Source organism: Chryseobacterium elymi (assembly GCF_003385495.1).
Classification (GTDB): Bacteria; Bacteroidota; Bacteroidia; order Flavobacteriales; family Weeksellaceae; genus Chryseobacterium; species Chryseobacterium elymi.
The window spans coordinates 1-17,461 of the sequence record NZ_QNUH01000001.1 but is presented as its reverse complement, the minus strand read 5'-3'; the positions used below and the strand labels follow the sequence as shown (position 1 = coordinate 17,461).

At 36.2% G+C, this 17,461-nt stretch carries 18 protein-coding genes, 2 tRNA genes, 1 pseudogene and 1 riboswitch; of the genes and pseudogenes, 12 read left to right on the top strand and 9 right to left on the bottom strand.

What is annotated here, in order from left to right:
- Positions 1-143 precede the first annotated feature (143 nt).
- Positions 144-327: riboswitch (cobalamin riboswitch) on the top strand.
- A 109-nt stretch (positions 328-436) separates the two neighbouring features.
- From DRF60_RS00105 to DRF60_RS00090, 4 genes are read left to right on the top strand one after another with little or no spacing between them, the layout of a single operon-like run.
- Positions 437-2,467 carry a TonB-dependent receptor plug domain-containing protein gene (locus DRF60_RS00105; RefSeq protein WP_116010104.1) on the top strand — a complete coding sequence of 677 codons (2,031 nt, stop codon included), beginning with the start codon at positions 437-439 and terminating at the stop codon, positions 2,465-2,467.
- Positions 2,464-3,597 carry a YncE family protein gene (locus DRF60_RS00100; RefSeq protein ID WP_116010103.1) on the top strand — a complete coding sequence of 378 codons (1,134 nt, stop codon included), beginning with the start codon at positions 2,464-2,466 and terminating at the stop codon, positions 3,595-3,597. Before DRF60_RS00105 ends, DRF60_RS00100 begins: the two co-directional genes overlap by 4 nt.
- 14 nt (positions 3,598-3,611) lie before the next feature.
- The gene (locus DRF60_RS00095; RefSeq protein ID WP_116010102.1) at positions 3,612-4,820 is read left to right on the top strand and encodes a cell surface protein; all 1,209 of its coding nucleotides are present in this window, start codon (positions 3,612-3,614) and stop codon (positions 4,818-4,820) included.
- 37 nt (positions 4,821-4,857) lie between these two features.
- Complete coding sequence (locus DRF60_RS00090; RefSeq protein WP_116010101.1) at positions 4,858-7,143, top strand: DUF5074 domain-containing protein; 2,286 nt, start codon at positions 4,858-4,860, stop codon at positions 7,141-7,143.
- 124 nt (positions 7,144-7,267) lie between these two features.
- Here the strand turns inward: DRF60_RS00090 and DRF60_RS00085 are convergent, their stop codons facing one another.
- The 9 genes from DRF60_RS00085 to DRF60_RS00045 form a co-directional block, all read right to left on the bottom strand.
- Positions 7,268-8,041, bottom strand: coding sequence for a T9SS type A sorting domain-containing protein (locus DRF60_RS00085; RefSeq protein ID WP_116010100.1), 774 nt, complete (start codon positions 8,039-8,041; stop codon positions 7,268-7,270).
- Positions 8,042-8,223: 182 nt separating this feature from the next.
- The gene (locus DRF60_RS00080) at positions 8,224-9,429 is read right to left on the bottom strand and encodes an MFS transporter (RefSeq protein WP_116010099.1); all 1,206 of its coding nucleotides are present in this window, start codon (positions 9,427-9,429) and stop codon (positions 8,224-8,226) included.
- Between the two features lie 55 nt (positions 9,430-9,484).
- A complete protein-coding gene (locus DRF60_RS00075) occupies positions 9,485-10,186 on the bottom strand; it encodes a FadR/GntR family transcriptional regulator (protein ID WP_116010098.1) in 702 nt (233 codons plus the stop codon).
- Between the two features lie 106 nt (positions 10,187-10,292).
- Positions 10,293-10,919 (bottom strand): FMN-dependent NADH-azoreductase, encoded by a 627-nt coding sequence (locus DRF60_RS00070; RefSeq protein WP_116010097.1) that lies wholly within the window; start codon positions 10,917-10,919, stop codon positions 10,293-10,295.
- Between the two features lie 59 nt (positions 10,920-10,978).
- A complete protein-coding gene (locus DRF60_RS00065) occupies positions 10,979-11,566 on the bottom strand; it encodes a Crp/Fnr family transcriptional regulator (RefSeq protein WP_202974442.1) in 588 nt (195 codons plus the stop codon).
- A 155-nt stretch (positions 11,567-11,721) separates the two neighbouring features.
- Positions 11,722-11,793, bottom strand: a tRNA-Glu gene (locus tag DRF60_RS00060).
- A gap of 90 nt (positions 11,794-11,883) precedes the next feature.
- Positions 11,884-11,955 (bottom strand) — tRNA-Glu (locus tag DRF60_RS00055).
- A gap of 10 nt (positions 11,956-11,965) precedes the next feature.
- Positions 11,966-12,220 (bottom strand): 30S ribosomal protein S20, encoded by a 255-nt coding sequence (gene rpsT / locus DRF60_RS00050; RefSeq protein ID WP_048501176.1) that lies wholly within the window; start codon positions 12,218-12,220, stop codon positions 11,966-11,968.
- Positions 12,221-12,287: 67 nt separating this feature from the next.
- Positions 12,288-12,608 (bottom strand): hypothetical protein, encoded by a 321-nt coding sequence (locus tag DRF60_RS00045; RefSeq protein ID WP_111957012.1) that lies wholly within the window; start codon positions 12,606-12,608, stop codon positions 12,288-12,290.
- Positions 12,609-12,912: 304 nt separating this feature from the next.
- On the opposite strand from DRF60_RS00045, the gene DRF60_RS00040 reads away from it, so the two are divergent.
- The 8 genes and pseudogenes from DRF60_RS00040 to DRF60_RS21470 form a co-directional block, all read left to right on the top strand.
- A complete protein-coding gene (locus DRF60_RS00040; RefSeq protein ID WP_116010096.1) occupies positions 12,913-13,125 on the top strand; it encodes a hypothetical protein in 213 nt (70 codons plus the stop codon).
- Positions 13,126-13,286: 161 nt separating this feature from the next.
- A complete protein-coding gene (locus DRF60_RS00035) occupies positions 13,287-15,461 on the top strand; it encodes an EndoU domain-containing protein (RefSeq protein ID WP_116010095.1) in 2,175 nt (724 codons plus the stop codon).
- Positions 15,462-15,472: 11 nt separating this feature from the next.
- Complete coding sequence (locus DRF60_RS00030) at positions 15,473-15,832, top strand: hypothetical protein (RefSeq protein WP_116010094.1); 360 nt, start codon at positions 15,473-15,475, stop codon at positions 15,830-15,832.
- Positions 15,833-15,881: 49 nt separating this feature from the next.
- Positions 15,882-16,094 (top strand): annotated as a pseudogene (locus DRF60_RS00025) (EndoU domain-containing protein); the annotation flags it as partial.
- A 12-nt stretch (positions 16,095-16,106) separates the two neighbouring features.
- Entirely contained in the window at positions 16,107-16,460 is a 354-nt protein-coding gene (locus DRF60_RS00020) for a hypothetical protein (RefSeq protein ID WP_116010093.1), read from the top strand.
- A gap of 100 nt (positions 16,461-16,560) precedes the next feature.
- The gene (locus DRF60_RS00015; RefSeq protein ID WP_116010092.1) at positions 16,561-16,749 is read left to right on the top strand and encodes a hypothetical protein; all 189 of its coding nucleotides are present in this window, start codon (positions 16,561-16,563) and stop codon (positions 16,747-16,749) included.
- 198 nt (positions 16,750-16,947) lie between these two features.
- Positions 16,948-17,196 carry a hypothetical protein gene (locus tag DRF60_RS00010; protein ID WP_116010091.1) on the top strand — a complete coding sequence of 83 codons (249 nt, stop codon included), beginning with the start codon at positions 16,948-16,950 and terminating at the stop codon, positions 17,194-17,196.
- 65 nt (positions 17,197-17,261) lie between these two features.
- On the top strand, positions 17,262-17,461 hold a 200-nt coding region (locus tag DRF60_RS21470; RefSeq protein ID WP_238639936.1), incomplete at its 3' end, for a hypothetical protein.

Genomic DNA, 17,461 nt, shown 5'->3' with positions numbered 1-17,461 from the left:
ATAAAAATTTCAAACTTTATCTAAAAACAGGTGGCTGAGATTCCCGAAGCCACCTGTTTTAATGCATCTTCATAATATTTGCTTTTTTTCATAGTATTGAGAATTAATTTATTATGCCGTTATTGCATATATTAAGTTATTTTCTATCTTTGCCGCAATCTGGTGCGCTGTAAAAAGCACTTAAAAGGGAATCCGGTGAAAATCCAGAACAGACCCGCTGCTGTAAGCTCCACATCAAAGTTTTTGAAGAGTATATCCACTGTTTTTAATGGGAAGGATTTCAAAAACGGAGTAAGTCAGAAGACCTGCCAGAAGATAAACGTTTGATGCTTTCGTGGAATAAAGCTTAGGACAACAAGGATTCTGTGCAGTGACAGCTGTGCTTTATCTTTGCTATCTTATATCCATTAGCGTCAGCATTATTCTCAATGAGCTAATGGTCAGAAAATGTACTGCTTCACAGTTTAAAAAAGGTGTTATCGCATTATTTGTGATGGCATCTCAACTTATATTCTCTCAATCCGGAGACACCATCAGGGAGAAAACCATTCTTCCTATCCAGCTTTACAAAAAAGATTTTAAAGAAATTCTTCCTGCACAGGTACTTTCCGGAGAACAGCTTGAAAGACTGAACAGCCAGTCGGTGGCCGATGCTTTACGGTATTTTTCAGGAGTTCAGATCAAAGATTATGGCGGGATGGGCGGCCTGAAAACGGTCAATATCCGGAGTATGGGAAGCCAGCATGTGGGTGTTTTCTATGATGGTATCCAGCTGGGAAATGTTCAGAACGGAATCGTGGATCTTGGAAAGTTTTCACTGGATGATCTTGAAGCGATTTCTTTATACAACGGACAGAAAAGTGAAATTTTTCAGCCTGCAAAGGATTTCGGATCTTCCGGATCTATTTATCTTCAGCCTAAAATACCAGTTTTTAAAGGCGATCAGAAGACCAACTTAACGGTGAAGTTGAAATTAGGCTCCATCAGTTTATTTAATCCTTCCTTCCGTTTGGAGCAGAAGCTTTCAGGCAGAGTTTCAGCAAGTCTCAGTTCGGAATTTGTACAGACTGATGGATTGTATAAGTATAAATACGAAAAGAAAAATTCTGACGGATCTGTTGCCAATGATACCATTGCCAGAAGATATGATTCCTATATCCGGGCGAAGCGTTTTGAAGGAGCCTTAAACGGAACCATTAATGAAGGAAGCTGGAATGTACGCGGATACGGCTATATTTCCGATCGCGGAGTTCCTACGGCCATTGTTAACAATAATTTCACACCTAAAGGTCAGCAGATGCTGGATGAAAACTATTTTGTTCAGGCCAGTTTCCGCAAAAAACTGTTTCCAAAATTCGAAACACAGTTCAAAGCTAAATTTGCTTATGACTACACCCGGTTTTTAGATACGGTGAATGTGGCAACAACCGTTCTGCCGATAGATAATTCTTATGTTCAGAGAGAACTCTATTTTTCCAATTCCAATATGTATTCTATTAATAAAAACTGGGATGTAAGTGCGAGCTTTGACTTTCAATATAATAATCTCAATGCCAGTCTGAGAGATTTTTCATATCCTACCCGATATACTTCGCTTGTTTCTTTTGCCACGACCTATCAGTGGAACCGTTTTAAGTTTTTGGGAAGTATTCTCGGAACTTTCGTCCACGAAGAAGTGAAAATGAATGCAAAATCTCCCGATAAAACCGAATGGACCCCTTCCGTTTTCCTGAACTATCAGCCTTTTGAATCCAAAGAGCTTACCGTACGGGCTTTCTACAAAAGAGTCTTCAGGATGCCTACTTTCAATGATCTGTATTACACAATGATCGGGAATATCATGCTGAAACCTGAATACACGAATCAGTACGATGCAGGTTTTACCTACGAGAAGCTCTATGACCATCAATTTTTTAAAGGCATCTATGTGAAAGTGGATGGCTATTATAATGAAGTAGAGAACAAGATTATCGCTGTTCCTACCACCAATCTTTTCAGATGGATGATGGTGAATTTGGGTACAGTGAAAATCATTGGGGCAGACGTAAATGTTCAGGCTGAATTTGACATTAATAAAGTGAAACTAAAACCTTTGGTAAGCTATACCTATCAGCGTGCCGGAGATTATACTGATAAAAGTGACGATTATTACGGTGACCAGATCTCCTATGTTCCATGGCATGCATTGACCTTTACCATGATGGCAGACTATAAAGACTGGAGTTTCAATTACAGTTTTATGTACACCGGAGAACGCTATGATGCCCAGCTGAATAATATCAAAGCCAATTATCTTCAGCCATGGTACACGCATGATGTATCCGTTCAGAAAAAATTCAACTGGCATTCTCACCAGATTAAAGCCGGTTTTGAGGTCAACAATGTCCTTAATCAATACTATGACGTGGTCAGGAATTATCCGATGCCCGGAAGAAATTTTAAACTTATTGTAAGCTTTACATTATGAAAAAACTAAACTTTTGCCTGCTGGCTTTTACTCTTTTCTTTCTGTTCTCATGCAGGACAGATGACAACATAGTTCCTTCGGAAACAAAAGAGGTAAGTACCGGACAAGATCTGCCTATTAAAGGATTTTATCTTCTGAACGAAGGAAATATGGGCAGCAACAAATGTACACTCGACTATTTCGATTATGCTACAGGAACGTACCGCAAGAATATTTACGGGGAAACCAATCCTTCTGTGGTAAAAGAATTGGGTGATGTGGGAAATCATATCATGATCTACGGTAGCAAAATGTATGTTGTGGTGAATGTTTCCAATAAAATTGAAGTATTGGAAGCAAAAACAGCCAAACGCATCAAAACCATACAGTTGCAGAACTGCCGTTATCTGGCTTTTAAGGGCAATAAAGTTTATGCCAGCAGCTATGCCGGTCCCGTTGAGCTGAATCCGAACTCTCCACCGGGAAAAGTAGTGGAAATTGACACCACATCCCTGAATATTGAAAGACAGGTAGTAGTCGGGTATCAGCCTGAAGAGATAGAAGTAATGGGAGATCAGCTTTTTGTGGCCAATTCCGGAGGTTACAGATTTCCAAATTATGATAAAACTGTTTCTGTCATCAACCTTAATACATTCACGGAAACAAAAAAAATTGATGTAGCCATTAATCTTCACCGTATTAAAAAGGATAACTATGGAGATCTCTATGTGAGTTCAAGAGGGGATTATTACAATATTCCATCCAGTCTTTTCCTTGTGGATGCCGCTACAGGAACTGTGAAAAAAGATTTTCATGTCGCTGTCAGTGGAATGACGATCGTGAATGACAAGCTGTATTATTATGGGAATGAATTTAATTACAATACCCATACCTACGTTAAAACTTTCGGAATCATCGATGTAAAAACCGAGCAGGTCATTTCCAACAAAATTATTGACCAGCAATATGTGGATGAGATCAAAGCGCCTTATGGAATTGTTGTAAATCCTTATACGGAAGACATCTATCTAACGGATGCGAAAAACTATGTGACCACAGGATATGTATACTGTTTCGACAAGACCGGGAAATTCAAGTGGAAAACAGAAGGTGGGAATATCCCCGCTCACTTTGCTTTTTTATATAAATAATCAGATCAGAAAAAATGGAAAGAAAAACGAAACATATTTTAAAAACAATTCTTCTCTCTTCGGTTTTGTTGGGAACTGTAGCCTGTAAGAACGACAGTGAAGAAGTAATGGAAGAAGTGACCTTTCCTGCGGAAGCTCTTAAGGAATCCTATACTGTTGACAGACTGAAACTCTTGAATATAGATCCAAAAATTGAAGGAAAGCTGACGTGGAGTATCAATGATTCTGTGATTTCCGATCAGCTGCAGCTGGATTTTGTAAGTCCTCTTGTAAAAACTTACCCTTTAACCTTAAAAGTAGAAGTGAAAGGAGCTGTGAAAATTTATAAGTCAACAATTATTGTTAATAAAGAGCTTACACCTTATAGTAAATATATTTCAGATGTCTTTGAATTTCGTCCGGCTGTAGGGCAGTTTACGAACGAGGTTCCGGAATATGCTACCGGAAATACTGAAGCCAATATGCTTCAGAGAGCAAAGGAATCATTGATAGGAGAAAATGCTACAATGATCACGCTTGGCGGTTTCGGAGGTTATGTTGCTTTCGGCTTTGACCATACCATTCCTAATCTTGAGGGAAGAGATTTCAAAATTCTCGGAAATGCATTCTGGGGAAACAATGCCGGCACAACCAGATCGGGATCATGTGAGCCCGGAATCATCATGGTGGGCTACGATAAAAACAAAAATGGTAAACCCGACGAAGACGAATGGTACGAGATTGCCGGAAGCGAATATTTTAAAAATACGACCACTAAAAACTATAGCATAACCTACTTCAAACCCAATGAAAATAAGCCCCCTGTTCCCGGAAGTGAGTTTTGGCAGACTGATGTGGAGTACATCAAATGGCAGGATAATTTTGGGAATTCTGGATTTAAAACTAAAAACACCTTCCATACACAAAGCTATTATCCTTTGTGGCTTTCCGGTGCTTCTTACAGTCTTACGGGAACAAGGCTGAAGGATAATTTCCACGACCAGAGCGGAACGGGGACTTATTGGGTGGGAACATCTTATGACTACGGCTATGCAGACAACGCACCCAATAATGATGAAGCCTCCAACATTGATATTTCCTGGGCTGTAGACAAAAACGGGAAGTATGTAAAACTTCCGGGTATTGATTTTATTAAGGTGTACACGGGAATCAATCAGGAAGCAGGATGGCTTGGGGAAGTTTCTACGGAAGTGGCGGGAGCTTATGACATGCATCTTAACTAAACGGTACTGATAACAAAAATTTAATAAATAATTCAAAATGAAAAAGTTTTACCTTTTGACCATGCTCTTTTTATTTGCGCTCTTTACTAATGCGCAGGTAAAAGTGCAGGGTGTGCCCCGAAATGATATTCCGGGAAGCAGCAATCAACTAAATACGACAGTAACCACCAACATCAGTTTCTCTGACATCCAGTATTGGGTAGGAAGTGGTACCAATGAAGCCGCATTTGTGGTCCAGTGGAACGACAGCAAGAATCCTGATGCTTTGGTATGGGGATTCCGATGGAACGGAAACGCTACCGGAGAAGATATGATGAAAGCCATTGCAAAGGCAGATCACAGATTTTTCACATTGTTTTATCCGGGAACACAGTTCGGAACAGCCATCGGAGGAATGGGGTTTGATCTTAATGGGCAAAATACCAATGCACTTTATAAAAACGGGAATACAACCTATCCTTTTTACCCTGTAAATGGTATTGTAAATACAGGGGCGTATGACTTCGATGATTTTACTGCGGCAGATGCCGGGGATCATTGGGGATCAGGATGGTATAACAGCTACTGGTCTTATTGGGTAAAAGATCCTACGGATGCTGATTTTGGATATTCAGGGGTAGGAGCTTCTTCCCGTGCGCTTCAGAACGGTTCCTGGGATGTATGGAATTTTAATCCTGGACTCGCTTCTTTTCCTATTTCCTCAACGTTGACGCCGGTATCTGCTTTTGCTGCTTCTGTTGTTTCTACCAATTTTACTGATGGCTACTTTATGGTGAATGAAGAATGGTACGGGCATACCAACGGGTCTGTAAATTTCATTGGCAATAATGGACAAATTAATTACCGTGTCTATAGCAATGCAAATAACAACCATGCTTTTGGAGCTACAACACAGTATGGAACAATCTACGGAGACAAATTCTATTTTATCTCAAAACAGGCAGCAGATGGAGGAGATACACAATATACTCCTGGAGGAAGGCTGGTAGTAGCCAATGCACAGACGATGCAGAAAATTGCAGGTTTCAACAATATCGGAGGCGGTGACGGAAGATCATTCGTTGGAGTGGATGAAAATAAAGGATATATTGGAGCCTCTAACGGAATTTATATATTTGACATTGCGAATTTACAGGTTGGAAGTGTAATCGCTGGAACAGGCGGTGGAGGCCAATATGCCGGACAGATTGGGAATATGATCCGTTCATCTAAATATGTATTTGCCGTGAAGCAGTCTGCCGGAATTTTAGTCATTGATCCTGCAACTGATACCTTGATCAGTACAATACCTGGAGCTTTCCATTCTATTGCTCAGGCGAAAGATGGAAGTATCTGGGCGATTCAGGACCAGAAAGTGGTGAGTATTCACCCAACTACTTTTGTTACTACTTCATATACCATTCCAACTACTAAGTATTTAGGATCTTGGGGAGCATGGAATGCAGGAAGCTTTTCAGCGAGCAGCAAGCAGAATGTTTTATACTGGATCAATTCAGTTAACAGTTTTGTTTCAGGATCACAGATTGTTAAGTTTGATGTTACGACAAAGACATTCAACGAAAACTTTGCAGCAATTCCCGGTCAGACAGGTACTTATAAGCAAATTCCATACGGTGCTGGACTTCGTGTGAATCCAACTACTGATGAATTGATTCTAAACACTACTGAAAGTGGTTTTGGCGCACATTATCAGAAAAACTGGATACATACTATCGGTGTTAACGGAACCATTACCAATACAAAAACACTCAATGACTATTATTGGTTCCCGGCTATGGCAGTATTCCCGGATAATACGCTTCCTACGGTGAGCAGTACATTTCCATCGCAGGTTAATGTGAATAATGCTTCTGTAATTGACCTGAAAACAGTAGTTTCTGACGAAGACAATCTTTCTTCAGCTATTGTAAAATCAATTAAGTCAAATTCAAATCCTGCAGCGGTTTCTGCAGTGATCAATGCGAATGATGAACTTGTTTTAACTCCGGTTGCTTCGGGAACGGCTGATATTAAAATCAGTTTTAATTCAAATGGAAGAGTAGTTGAAAAAGTGCTTACTGTCAACAGTACAGCTTCTACGTTGGCCACAGCAGAAGTGAAGAAAATAGAATTCAGTATTTATCCGAATCCGGTAACAGATATTCTGACTCTTAAAACTCAGGAGAAAATCCTAAACGTTTCTGTTTATGATGCTTCCGGTAAAATGGTAAATGCACAGCTGAACAACGGTAAGATCAATGTAAGTATGCTTCCAAACGGAGTGTATATCCTGAAGGCTGTAACTGATAAAGCAGTCTACCAGCAGAAGCTGATTAAAAAATAACCATCACAGTCTATATATTTCAATGAACCGGCGGCCCATTTGGGCCGCCGGTTTTTTAGCTTTAAAGCACGCAGTAAAAAGAGAATCGGGCTGGCTAAAAGCCAGCCCGATTCCTTGATATTCTTTAATTATTGATTCTGATCTTACGCGAATAGGTCTTTTTATCTTTTGTTTCTACGGTCAGGATATAAATTCCTTCAGGCTGTGGAGAAGACAACTCAAATGTTTTGGAGTGAAGGGTAGAGCGGTGCACTTCTTTGCCGGAAGTATTTCTCAGGGTAACCTCAGACCCTTCCAATGGAACAGTACCTCCTAAAGTGATTTGTCCGCCTTTACTGTAAGCCATAATGGTGGAAAGAGGATCCTGGTATGCGTAATATACTCTGAATCCGCCACCCAGACTTAGTACACCACCACTCAGTCTTATTTTAACTGCGTCATATGAGCTGACAGGAACAAATTCAATAGTTGCTCTGGCAGGGTTGTCTGAAAGTTTTAGCAAGTTGCCGGTTACCATTTGGCTGTCATTGTTGGCTGTCGGTCCGCTCAGCGTTTCTATGTATACGCCGCTTAAGAGCTGAACAGTCAGAGGAATGTTATTGGTACCGATACCGATTACCAATTTAGTATTGAGCCTCACTTCAGGGAATCTCAGTGTCTGTTCAACGCCTCCCAATAAAACGGTACCCATGACCATGGTAGAATAGTTATCTTCGTTATCTCCCAAGGCATTTAAAGGATTCTGTACGGCACAGCCCAGGCATACCCCATACACATTGGAGAGCTGATCATGAGCATAGATTCTGTTTTGTGCCTGTGTATTGCCCGATTGGAATAAAAAAGCTAAAAATAGTGCGGCCTGAAAAAGGCGACTTTTTGAAAATAGAATAGATTTCATATTATAGAGTTTTTTGGTTAATGTTTAATCCAAATTTAAGCATAAAAGTGTATATGAGCAATATTATTTCTAATTAATGTGAATTACAAAAAATGTGATCTTTAAATATTTCAACAAAGATTTTATCAGATGCTGTCTCTGTTAGCTCATCAGGCTTTCATGAAACTCTTCTTTCAAAGAAATTATTTTTTTCGTCCTTTAATATTAGGCAGAAAAGCTGTTATTATCCCCATAAGAGGTAGGAATGCACAGATTTTAAATACATATTCAATGCTGGTATCATCTGCTAAAGCTCCTAATACGGCAGAACCGATTCCGCCCATCCCAAACATAAAACCAAAAAACAACCCTGCTATCAATCCAATTTTGTTGGGCAAAAGATCTGTGGCATACACTAAAATCGCAGAAAATGCTGAAGCTATAATTAACCCGATTAAAACCGCAAATACTACAGTCCATACCAGCGGAAGATAAGGAAGACAAAGTGTGAAAGGGGCAGCTCCAAGTATAGAAATCCATATGATTTTCTTTCTTCCGTATTTATCACCCAGTTTTCCCCCTAAAATTGTTCCTATAGCAACCGCCGCAAGAAACATAAATAAATATAGCTGAGAATCTTTTACAGAAATATGAAATTTATCAATAAGAAAAAACGTGAAATAATTAGTCATTGATGCTAAATAAATATATTTGGAAAATACCAGTGCCAGCAGAACTGTAATTGAAAATATAACTTTTTTACGGGATAGTTCTACAGTTATAATATTACTGGAATGCTGAGCTGTTCTTTTTAGAGACAATCTTTCGGCATACCAGTTTCCAATTCTCCATAATACTATAATTCCTATAAAAGCGGCAATAGCAAAAAGACTGACATAGCCCTGTCCCAAAGGAAGCACAACTAAAGCAACCAATAGAGGGCCGATAGCACTTCCTGAATTTCCTCCTACCTGAAAAATGGATTGGGCAAGTCCTTTTTGCCCGCCGGATGCCAATTGTGCAACTCTGGACGCCTCGGGGTGAAAAATGGAAGATCCCATCCCGATTAATGCAACCGAAATCAGGATCATATAATATTGATGGGCTGCTGCCAGAAGTAACAATCCAGCCATTGATAATCCCATTCCTACTGCTAAAGATCTCGGATTCGGTTTTTTATCCGTATAAATTCCAACAAAGGGCTGTAAAATAGATGCAGTAAGCTGGAACACCAACGTAATGATACCAATCTGCGCAAAAGACAGGCTAAATTCGCCTTTTAAAATAGGATATAACGAAGGAATAGTAGATTGTATCAGATCATTTAAAAAGTGAGAAAAACTGATCATAAATAAGATTGGGTAAACAATTTTGTTGGCATCAATTGTCTGCGTTTGTGGATTTTTCATGAATTATAATTTTAAATTCATCATGTCATCTGATGAATTTTGTTAATTTTTTTTATTAATATACCCTATCAACGATGAGTTGGGCAATACGGGCTGCATTTTCAGGATCTTTATTCTCAATACAACTATAAAGATCCGCATGTATTTTTTGAGAAAGCTTAAAAGAATCTGTATTATTGTTATGACTGCTTTCAAAAGTTCTGAAGATATGTTTACTAGTGATTTTGTAAATTTCTTTTAAAAGGTTATTGCCACATGCTTCAGCAATAGATATATGAAAGTTGATATCAGCCTGGTAGCATTTCAAGGCCTGATTTTCTTCTGCAAACTGATCTCTGAGATCTAGATACATTTTAATAGTCTCTAATTCCTTTTCGCTGCGATGAACTGCTGCTCTCGCCGCTATTTTTGAATCTAAGAGTGAGCGTACTTCATATACTTCATTGAATTCAGCTTTATTGATCTTAGTTTCCAGTGATTCCTGGATATTCTTCGAAATAACAAATGTGCCCACACCTTGTTGGACACTCAGGACTCCTTTTATCGATAAGATTTTTATTGCTTCACGGATGCTGGATCTACCAACCCCATAAATTTTCATCAGTTCCGGTTCAGTCGGAAGCTTATCACCAATGGCATATTCATCGTTGATTATTCCTTGAATTAATCTGTCTGCGACCTCCTGAGCTAATGTTTTCCTTTGAATTTGCATATACATCTTATCATCTGACGAATACAAAGGTAAGATTTTTTGCATTAATTGACAATAAATGATGCAAATACTAAGCAGCAAATATAATAGAGGTCCAAGACCTCTATTATATTTGCTGCTGAAGATGCCAAATTATTTTTTAAAATTTTCATTATTCAATGCTGTTGAGTATATGAAAAATCTCTTGCTTTGACTGCTCAAATATTTCACCGCCAAACTCTTCGTTATCCAGTGAAATTATAGTTACATCTTTAACTCCCATTATCCCAAAAACAAATTTTAAATAGGTTGTCTGGAAATTCATATGCTCATTTTTTTCGTTTTCACCATAACCGGTATCGCCTCTACTGGAAAGAATGAACAGCTTTTTGTTTTCAAGCATTCCTACGTAATCTCCATCAGGTTTTCCGGAGCGGAACTTCCAGGTTTCATTAATCCTCATGACCTGATCTATATAAGCTTTCAGTCCGCTGGGAATAGACCAGTTATACATAGGTGTTCCGATGACATAAATATTATTGTCTTTCAGTTCCTTTACCAATTCATTGCTAAACTGTAAAGCTTCCTGATGTTCTTCATTCTGATGTTCCGGTTTTGTAAAAGCAGCAGCTATCCATTTTTCATTAATAGGTTTAATGATTTCCAGGCCTGCCTCTCTGAAGGAGAAATGATCGCCGGGGTGTTTATCCATCCAGTTATTAACGAATATTTGGGTCAGTTTTCTGCTGTATGACCGTTCATCTCTGATACTTGCATTAATAATAAGTAAATTGTTCATCTATTTAAATTTAATAAAGCAAAGTTCTGAACATAAAAGATGAAGAATATTGATCTAGTTCAACGGATCTTATTTTTCTTCCGGATCCTGCTCAGAAATTCTGGCGAAATTCCCAGATATGAAGCAATCAAATACTGTGGTATTTTAGCTGCGATTTTTGGATAGGTCTGCAAGAAATCCAGATACCGGTATTCTGCAGTGTAGATATGGTTATAGATAATTCTTTTTTGTAAAGCTCCAAGGTAGCTCTCTAGAATAATCCGGAAATATCTTTCGAGAGAGGGAATTTGCTCCAGCATTTTTTGAAAAGAATGATAGCTTATCTGTAAAAGTTCTGTTTTTTCCAATGCCTGAATATTGTATATGGAAGGCCTCTGTTTCCGGAAACTCTCCATGTCCGTTGCCCACCAGTCATCTATGGCAAAATAAAGAATCTCTTCGTTACCGGTGTCGGCATTGATATAGAATGCCTTCAGGGTTCCGGATACAATATAATTATCCGTGCGGCAAACTTCTCCGTTTCTCAATAGATAATCCCCTTTCTCTAAAATCTTTTTTGACCAGAAAGTATCCATGAGGACCTGATCCTCTTTTGTAAGCTTAATATGCTTTGAGATCGCATCAATTAAATTTTGTAAACCGCTCAACTATCTATCGTGATTTAGTGAATATGCTAGTAGGCAAATTTAATGAAAGGCATGGTAGAATATATGAAATTTATGTATTTATTTTCTTAGCTCCCCAATGAGTCACATATATCAAAAAAAACAGGAAAAGTAATTAAATTACTTTTCCTGTTAAGTAGCCCGTAGGGGAATCGAACCCCTCTTACCAGAATGAAAATCTGAGGTCCTAACCGATAGACGAACGGGCCATCTATCTAACACTAAAATTAGCGGGTTAGATTTTTGTTTTTATAAGTTTCAACTCTTATCAACCACTCGGTTAGTAGTGATTAAATTTGTAGCCCGTAGGGGAATCGAACCCCTCTTACCAGAATGAAAATCTGAGGTCCTAACCGATAGACGAACGGGCCTACTATACTTTTACGCTAATTTATTAACGTGTTTTGTTAACTTGCTTTTCAAGTTAGCTGCTTTATTCTTATGGATAATATTTTTCTTAGCTAATTTATCCAATAAAGCAATAACTTTTGGCAGTTGCTCTGTAGCAGCAGCTTTGTTTTCTTCATTTCTCAAGACCTTAAGAGCAGTTCTAGCAGTCTTATGATAATATCTGTTACGAACTTTTCTAACTTCGTTTTGTCTAATTCTTTTTAATGCTGATTTATGATTTGCCATATCGTTCAAATGTGAGTGCAAAACTATAAACTTTTTTTTAATCTGCCAAATTATTTTTTAAAATTTTTCAATTTTCTTCAGACAGGTATTTTCTGAGTTTATCTATTGCTTGTTCTATTTTTAAATTCTCTTGTTCTCGTTCTATTTTCTTGATCGTGCTGCTCAGCATGATCATCGCATTGTTCCATTCTCCAGTGGTATTGGTAAAGGAAAGTCCGTCAATTGTTACTTCAAAGGCAACCCTTTCTCCTGTCCTGTAAAGTCTGAAACTTATCTTATCATCTCTGCCTGTAATCCCCTCTTCATTGATTTGTAAATCGTAACTTTTTGGGTTAGAGTGGATTTTCTTAAAAAGAAGTTTTGCTTCCTGTATTTTTAAATCCGGCATGATATCAAATTTGGTAGCCTATAGATTAAATAATTGGCTAATTTTTTATACTTAAATAAATTTGAGTTGGCAAATATAACAAAAGTTTTTTGATTTTCACTTCTTTTTTTGATACTCTCCCCATACACGATTTGTCGAAGTTTCGTAGGTGTGCCGTGAATTTTCCATGAACTTATTTTTCCACAAGAAAATTCAATGCCTTCAAAGGTTAATAAATGTTAAAGAAACCTATGTTAAAGGTTTTAACATTTTCTCGTGCGAAAAAATTGAAAATATTAACAAAATTTAAATTTTAGCAATAACAATGCTTTCCTACTCCAAAATAACAACAGTAGAGCAGGTAGACTATGATTTAAAAGGAATGCTTGAAAACAAAGTAGAGGCTCAGAATCTTGAAATCAGGAAAATTTCTCCTTTTTCTGAAAACGGTCAGGAATTATACAGTGTTTATTTTGATTGTGAACTTTGTTTACCGATGATTTGTTTTCAGAAGATTTCAAATTCAACAAAGGAATGACTGTATCTGCTCAAAACAGTGTGTTTATTTATGACAAATCAAACAGATTGGTGGGCTTGAAGTTTGGAAAAACAAAATTGAAACAAGATTAAAATGTAACACGTCAAGTTTTGTCGCTACTCGTATCTACATTTGGCTCATAATAATTAAAATTCACTATTATGATGCAAAGATTAGATTATGTCTTGAGTAGAAACCTTGACAGTCCTTATGGAAAAAACAGTGTGTTTTTTGAAACATTTGTTGTTCCTCCCGAAGATTTCGATAAAATCCCCGAAACTAAAGAAACAGATCGCATAAAATATACTTTCATACTATGTAAGAGTGGTGTTGAAGTGTTTGATAGATACGAAAAAGAGGGGGTAGAAGAGAAACAATTTAAAGTTTTCTATGAAGAAGATGACCCTAAAAAAAGTAACTTTTTTGGCACTGCCTGTCGGGTAAAAATGGGAAAAGATGCCAAAAACTTCTTTAACAGAATTTATAGTAATAATCAAAATACCACATATGTAACTCCAACAGAATCAATAACAGTAAGTGGGTTTGACAATCTTGTTAGAGAGTTTGCAGATGATACAAAGATAAACGAAACTCTTTTAAAGGGTGCAATCTATTTGGAAATTGCAGAACAAACCAAATTGAATGAAGCCTTTAAAAAGGTATTTTCTTTAAATAATCAATTGGCTGATTGGCTTAGAGGAGGTATTGAAACTGTTGAAAGTTGGAAATTCACGGAAGAAAATTATGATTACGAGAAGTATTTTGTATTACCGATGTACAGTACTTATCAAAATAAAGTAGGTACAAGCGGATTTCAAAAACAAGAAGCAAAATATAAGCCCATTATTCCTGTTCCTATTTCTGCCAGAGAATACAAAACTATGCAGAATGCTTCTGAAATAGCAAGTGAAGGATTTAACAAGCTCAAAGATTTTGTAGATTATTTTGATGAAATTTCCTTGGCAATAGTTTCAACTGTTGTTAAAGCAACCCCAACAATAGCAGACGATATTTTCTTTGCTGTAGTCTTCTATTTAAAGAATTTCATAGAAGATAATATCCCTGAAAGCATTAAAAATGTATATAATAAACTAAAATCATTCTTTAAGGATGTTTTAGATGTCATCTCTGGGATTGGAGCGTTTATAGGAGAAAAAATCAATCAGGAAGTAGCAAAAATCAATGCTTTTTTATGTGGATTACTTAACGGTCTTATCTCATTGGCTCAAACAGTAATTATATTATTAGCTATGATTACTGACAATCTTCCTTTTTTAAATATGGAGAAATTAAGCCCTGTAGAGCTTACAAAACATCAAGAAAAGTTAGAGTTTATTGAAGATTTTGTAGATTTATTTGCTGAAAACTCAAAAGAGTTTCTTAGTGGAATTAAAAATATTTTTAGCAAAGGTAAAATTTGGAAAGAAATTTCACAATTTACTGACATGCTAAAAAAGAAATTTTCAGAGCTTAATGACTATTTTTGGGCATACTTTGTAGGTGCTATTGCTTTTGAACTTATTTTGGATGCTATTATTGCATATTTTACAGGAGGCGCATCTCTTGCTGGAAAAATCTCTGAGAAGATAGCACAGGCAGCAGGTAAAATTAGTAGAGTATCTCAAAAATCAGCAAAATTAGGAAAAGCAATAAATTTTTCTAAAAACATAGGTAAGAAAATTGGTAATTCATTGGCAGACCTGTGGAAATGGTTAAAAAAGGAATTTTTAGAGTTAGTAGAAGCAGTAAAAAGCGGGAATTTAGCTCATTATTTGAAGAAAAAATTCTATGAATTGACAGATGATGTGGAAGGTTTGCGTAAATTGGCTTTCGGAAGATGGCTCAGTAAATTTGACAAAGGTTTTTTCAATCATTTAGATGGAGAATTTAATACAAGTTTGCTTGAGCGTATACAACCTTCTGGGTTTAAATATCTTGATGAGTTTTTGGTTTCACAAGGTGGGCACAGAGGTTCAGCTATTCTTGACGGAATTATTGATGTAGAGAAAATAATAGAACCTGAAGGAATTTATTCTATGGCACAATTAGCAGATGATGTTCCTTTTAAGGCTAAAATCAGTATAAAATACAAAGATGGCTATTTAGTGAAAAATGCAGAATCTTCTATGTTTCCTAAAAATTGGGATCTTAAAAGAATACAAGAGGAAATAGCGTATGTGTATGAAAATACTGTGGTAAAGAGAGTTGGACAATTAAGAAGGAGTCCAACAGATCTATTTGATAAATATGAAGCCTTAACAACAAATGGTTTTAAAGTTAGAATAGAAGTAGATACTTCTGGTAATATTATGAATGCTTATCCAATAATAAATTAAAAATAAAAAAGATGAAATATAAATTTTATAAAGACATAATCGAAACAACAGGTACAATAATTTTAGGCGTAATGCCAGAAGAAGAAAAAATAAATGTGTTATTTCGTTTTGGTGATTCAGGTTGGACACCACAAAAAATTCAAACTTTAATTGAAGGTGTGGAACACAGCAAAAATAAAGAATCTGATGTGTCTTTTGACTGGCAAAACGAAGACGTTTTTTTTCGAAGCAACAAATATGGGGTTTTCTTTGTAGACCTTATGAAACAAAGGGCAGGTGAAAAATCTAAAAAACAAGACTTGGATTTGAATCACGATGAATTTATCAAATTTTTACAGGATTTTAAAAAGTTTGTAGAGGAAAACAGTTAGATTCTAACCGCCTAAGAGATTAGGCGGTTATTTTGTAAAAAATGCAGAATCTTCTATGTTTCCCAAAAATTGGGATCTTAAAAGAATACAAGAGGAAATAGCGTATGTATATGAAAATACGGTAGCTAAAGGGTTAAATAAAAAAATAAAGGCACCTACTGACTTATTTGATAAGTACGAGGGTTCAACTTCAGTAGGATTTAAAATTAGAATAGAAGTTGACAATACAGGTAAAATCATGAATGCTTATCCAATTATTTAAAAATAAAAGAAAATGAAATATAAATTTTACATTGAAGTAATAGAAGATATAGTTACTTTTGGAATAATGCCTGAAGAAGAAAAATATAATGTTTTGTTTAGGTTCGGAGATTCGGGTTGGACTCCACAAAAAATTCAAAAATTAATTGAAGGTGTCGAGCAAAGCAAAAATAAAGAACCTGATGTGTCTTTTGACTGGCAAAACGAGGATGTTTTCTTCCGAAGCAATAAATATGGGTTTTTCTTCGTAGACCTCATGAAACAAAGGGCAGGAGAAAAATCTAAAAAGCAGGATTTAGATTTGAATCATGATGAGTTCATTAAATTTTTGCAGGATTTTAAAAAATTTGTTGAAGAAAATAGTTGATAAATTTGAGTAATAACAAGTAATTTTTAGTTTACTCTTAACATAAAGAGACTGTCTTAATCAAAGGCAGTCTCTTTTTGGTTTCCAAAATTTATAAATCTTGAAGCTGTCAAGTTGTAAAAAACAAAAGTTAAAGAAAGGAAATAAAAATTTTAACGAACAAAAAAGATTTTCGAAAAAAGGAAAAGAAAAACAATTGGTAGTAGTGCGAGAAGAATTTCCAAATAATGGCTCAACAGAACGTTTTGAAAAAGACATTGAATACTACCAAAAGCATAAGGCTTGGTAAAAATCAAAATGTACGGTTCAGATGATAAGTTGTTAATGGTTCAAAATGTTTCTGATCGAGGAATTGACCCCGAAGTTCAACAAACTAAATTTCCTTTGAAATGACGAAAAAGAAATATTTTATTACTGATAATTGTTCTCTTCTTGTTCTCCTGCTCCCAAAAAAACAATTTAGCAGGTAGATTATGATTTAAAAGTAATGCTTGAAAACAAAGTAGAGGTTCAGAATCTTGAAATCAAAAAAATCTCTCCGTTTTCAGAAAACGGACATGAATTAGACAGCATTTACTTTGACTGTGGCCTTTTGTTTACCGATGATTTATTTTCAGAAGATTTTAAATTCAATAAAGGAATGAAAGTTTCTGCTCAAAACAATGTATTTATTTACAATAAATCAAACATACTGTTGGGCTTGAAGTTTGGAAAAACAAAATTGAAACAAGATTAAAATGTAATACGTCAAGTTCTGTCGCTACCTGTATCTACATTTGGCTCATAATAAATTCAAATGATATGATACAAAGATTAAATTACGTCTTGAGCAGAGACATTGACAGTCCTTATGGAAAAAACAGTGTGTTTTTTGAAACATTTGTTGTTCCTCCCGAAGATTTCGATAAAATCCCCGAAACTAAAGAAACAGATCGCATAAAATATACTTTCATACTATGTAAGAGTGGTGTTGAAGTGTTTGATAGATACGAAAAAGAGGG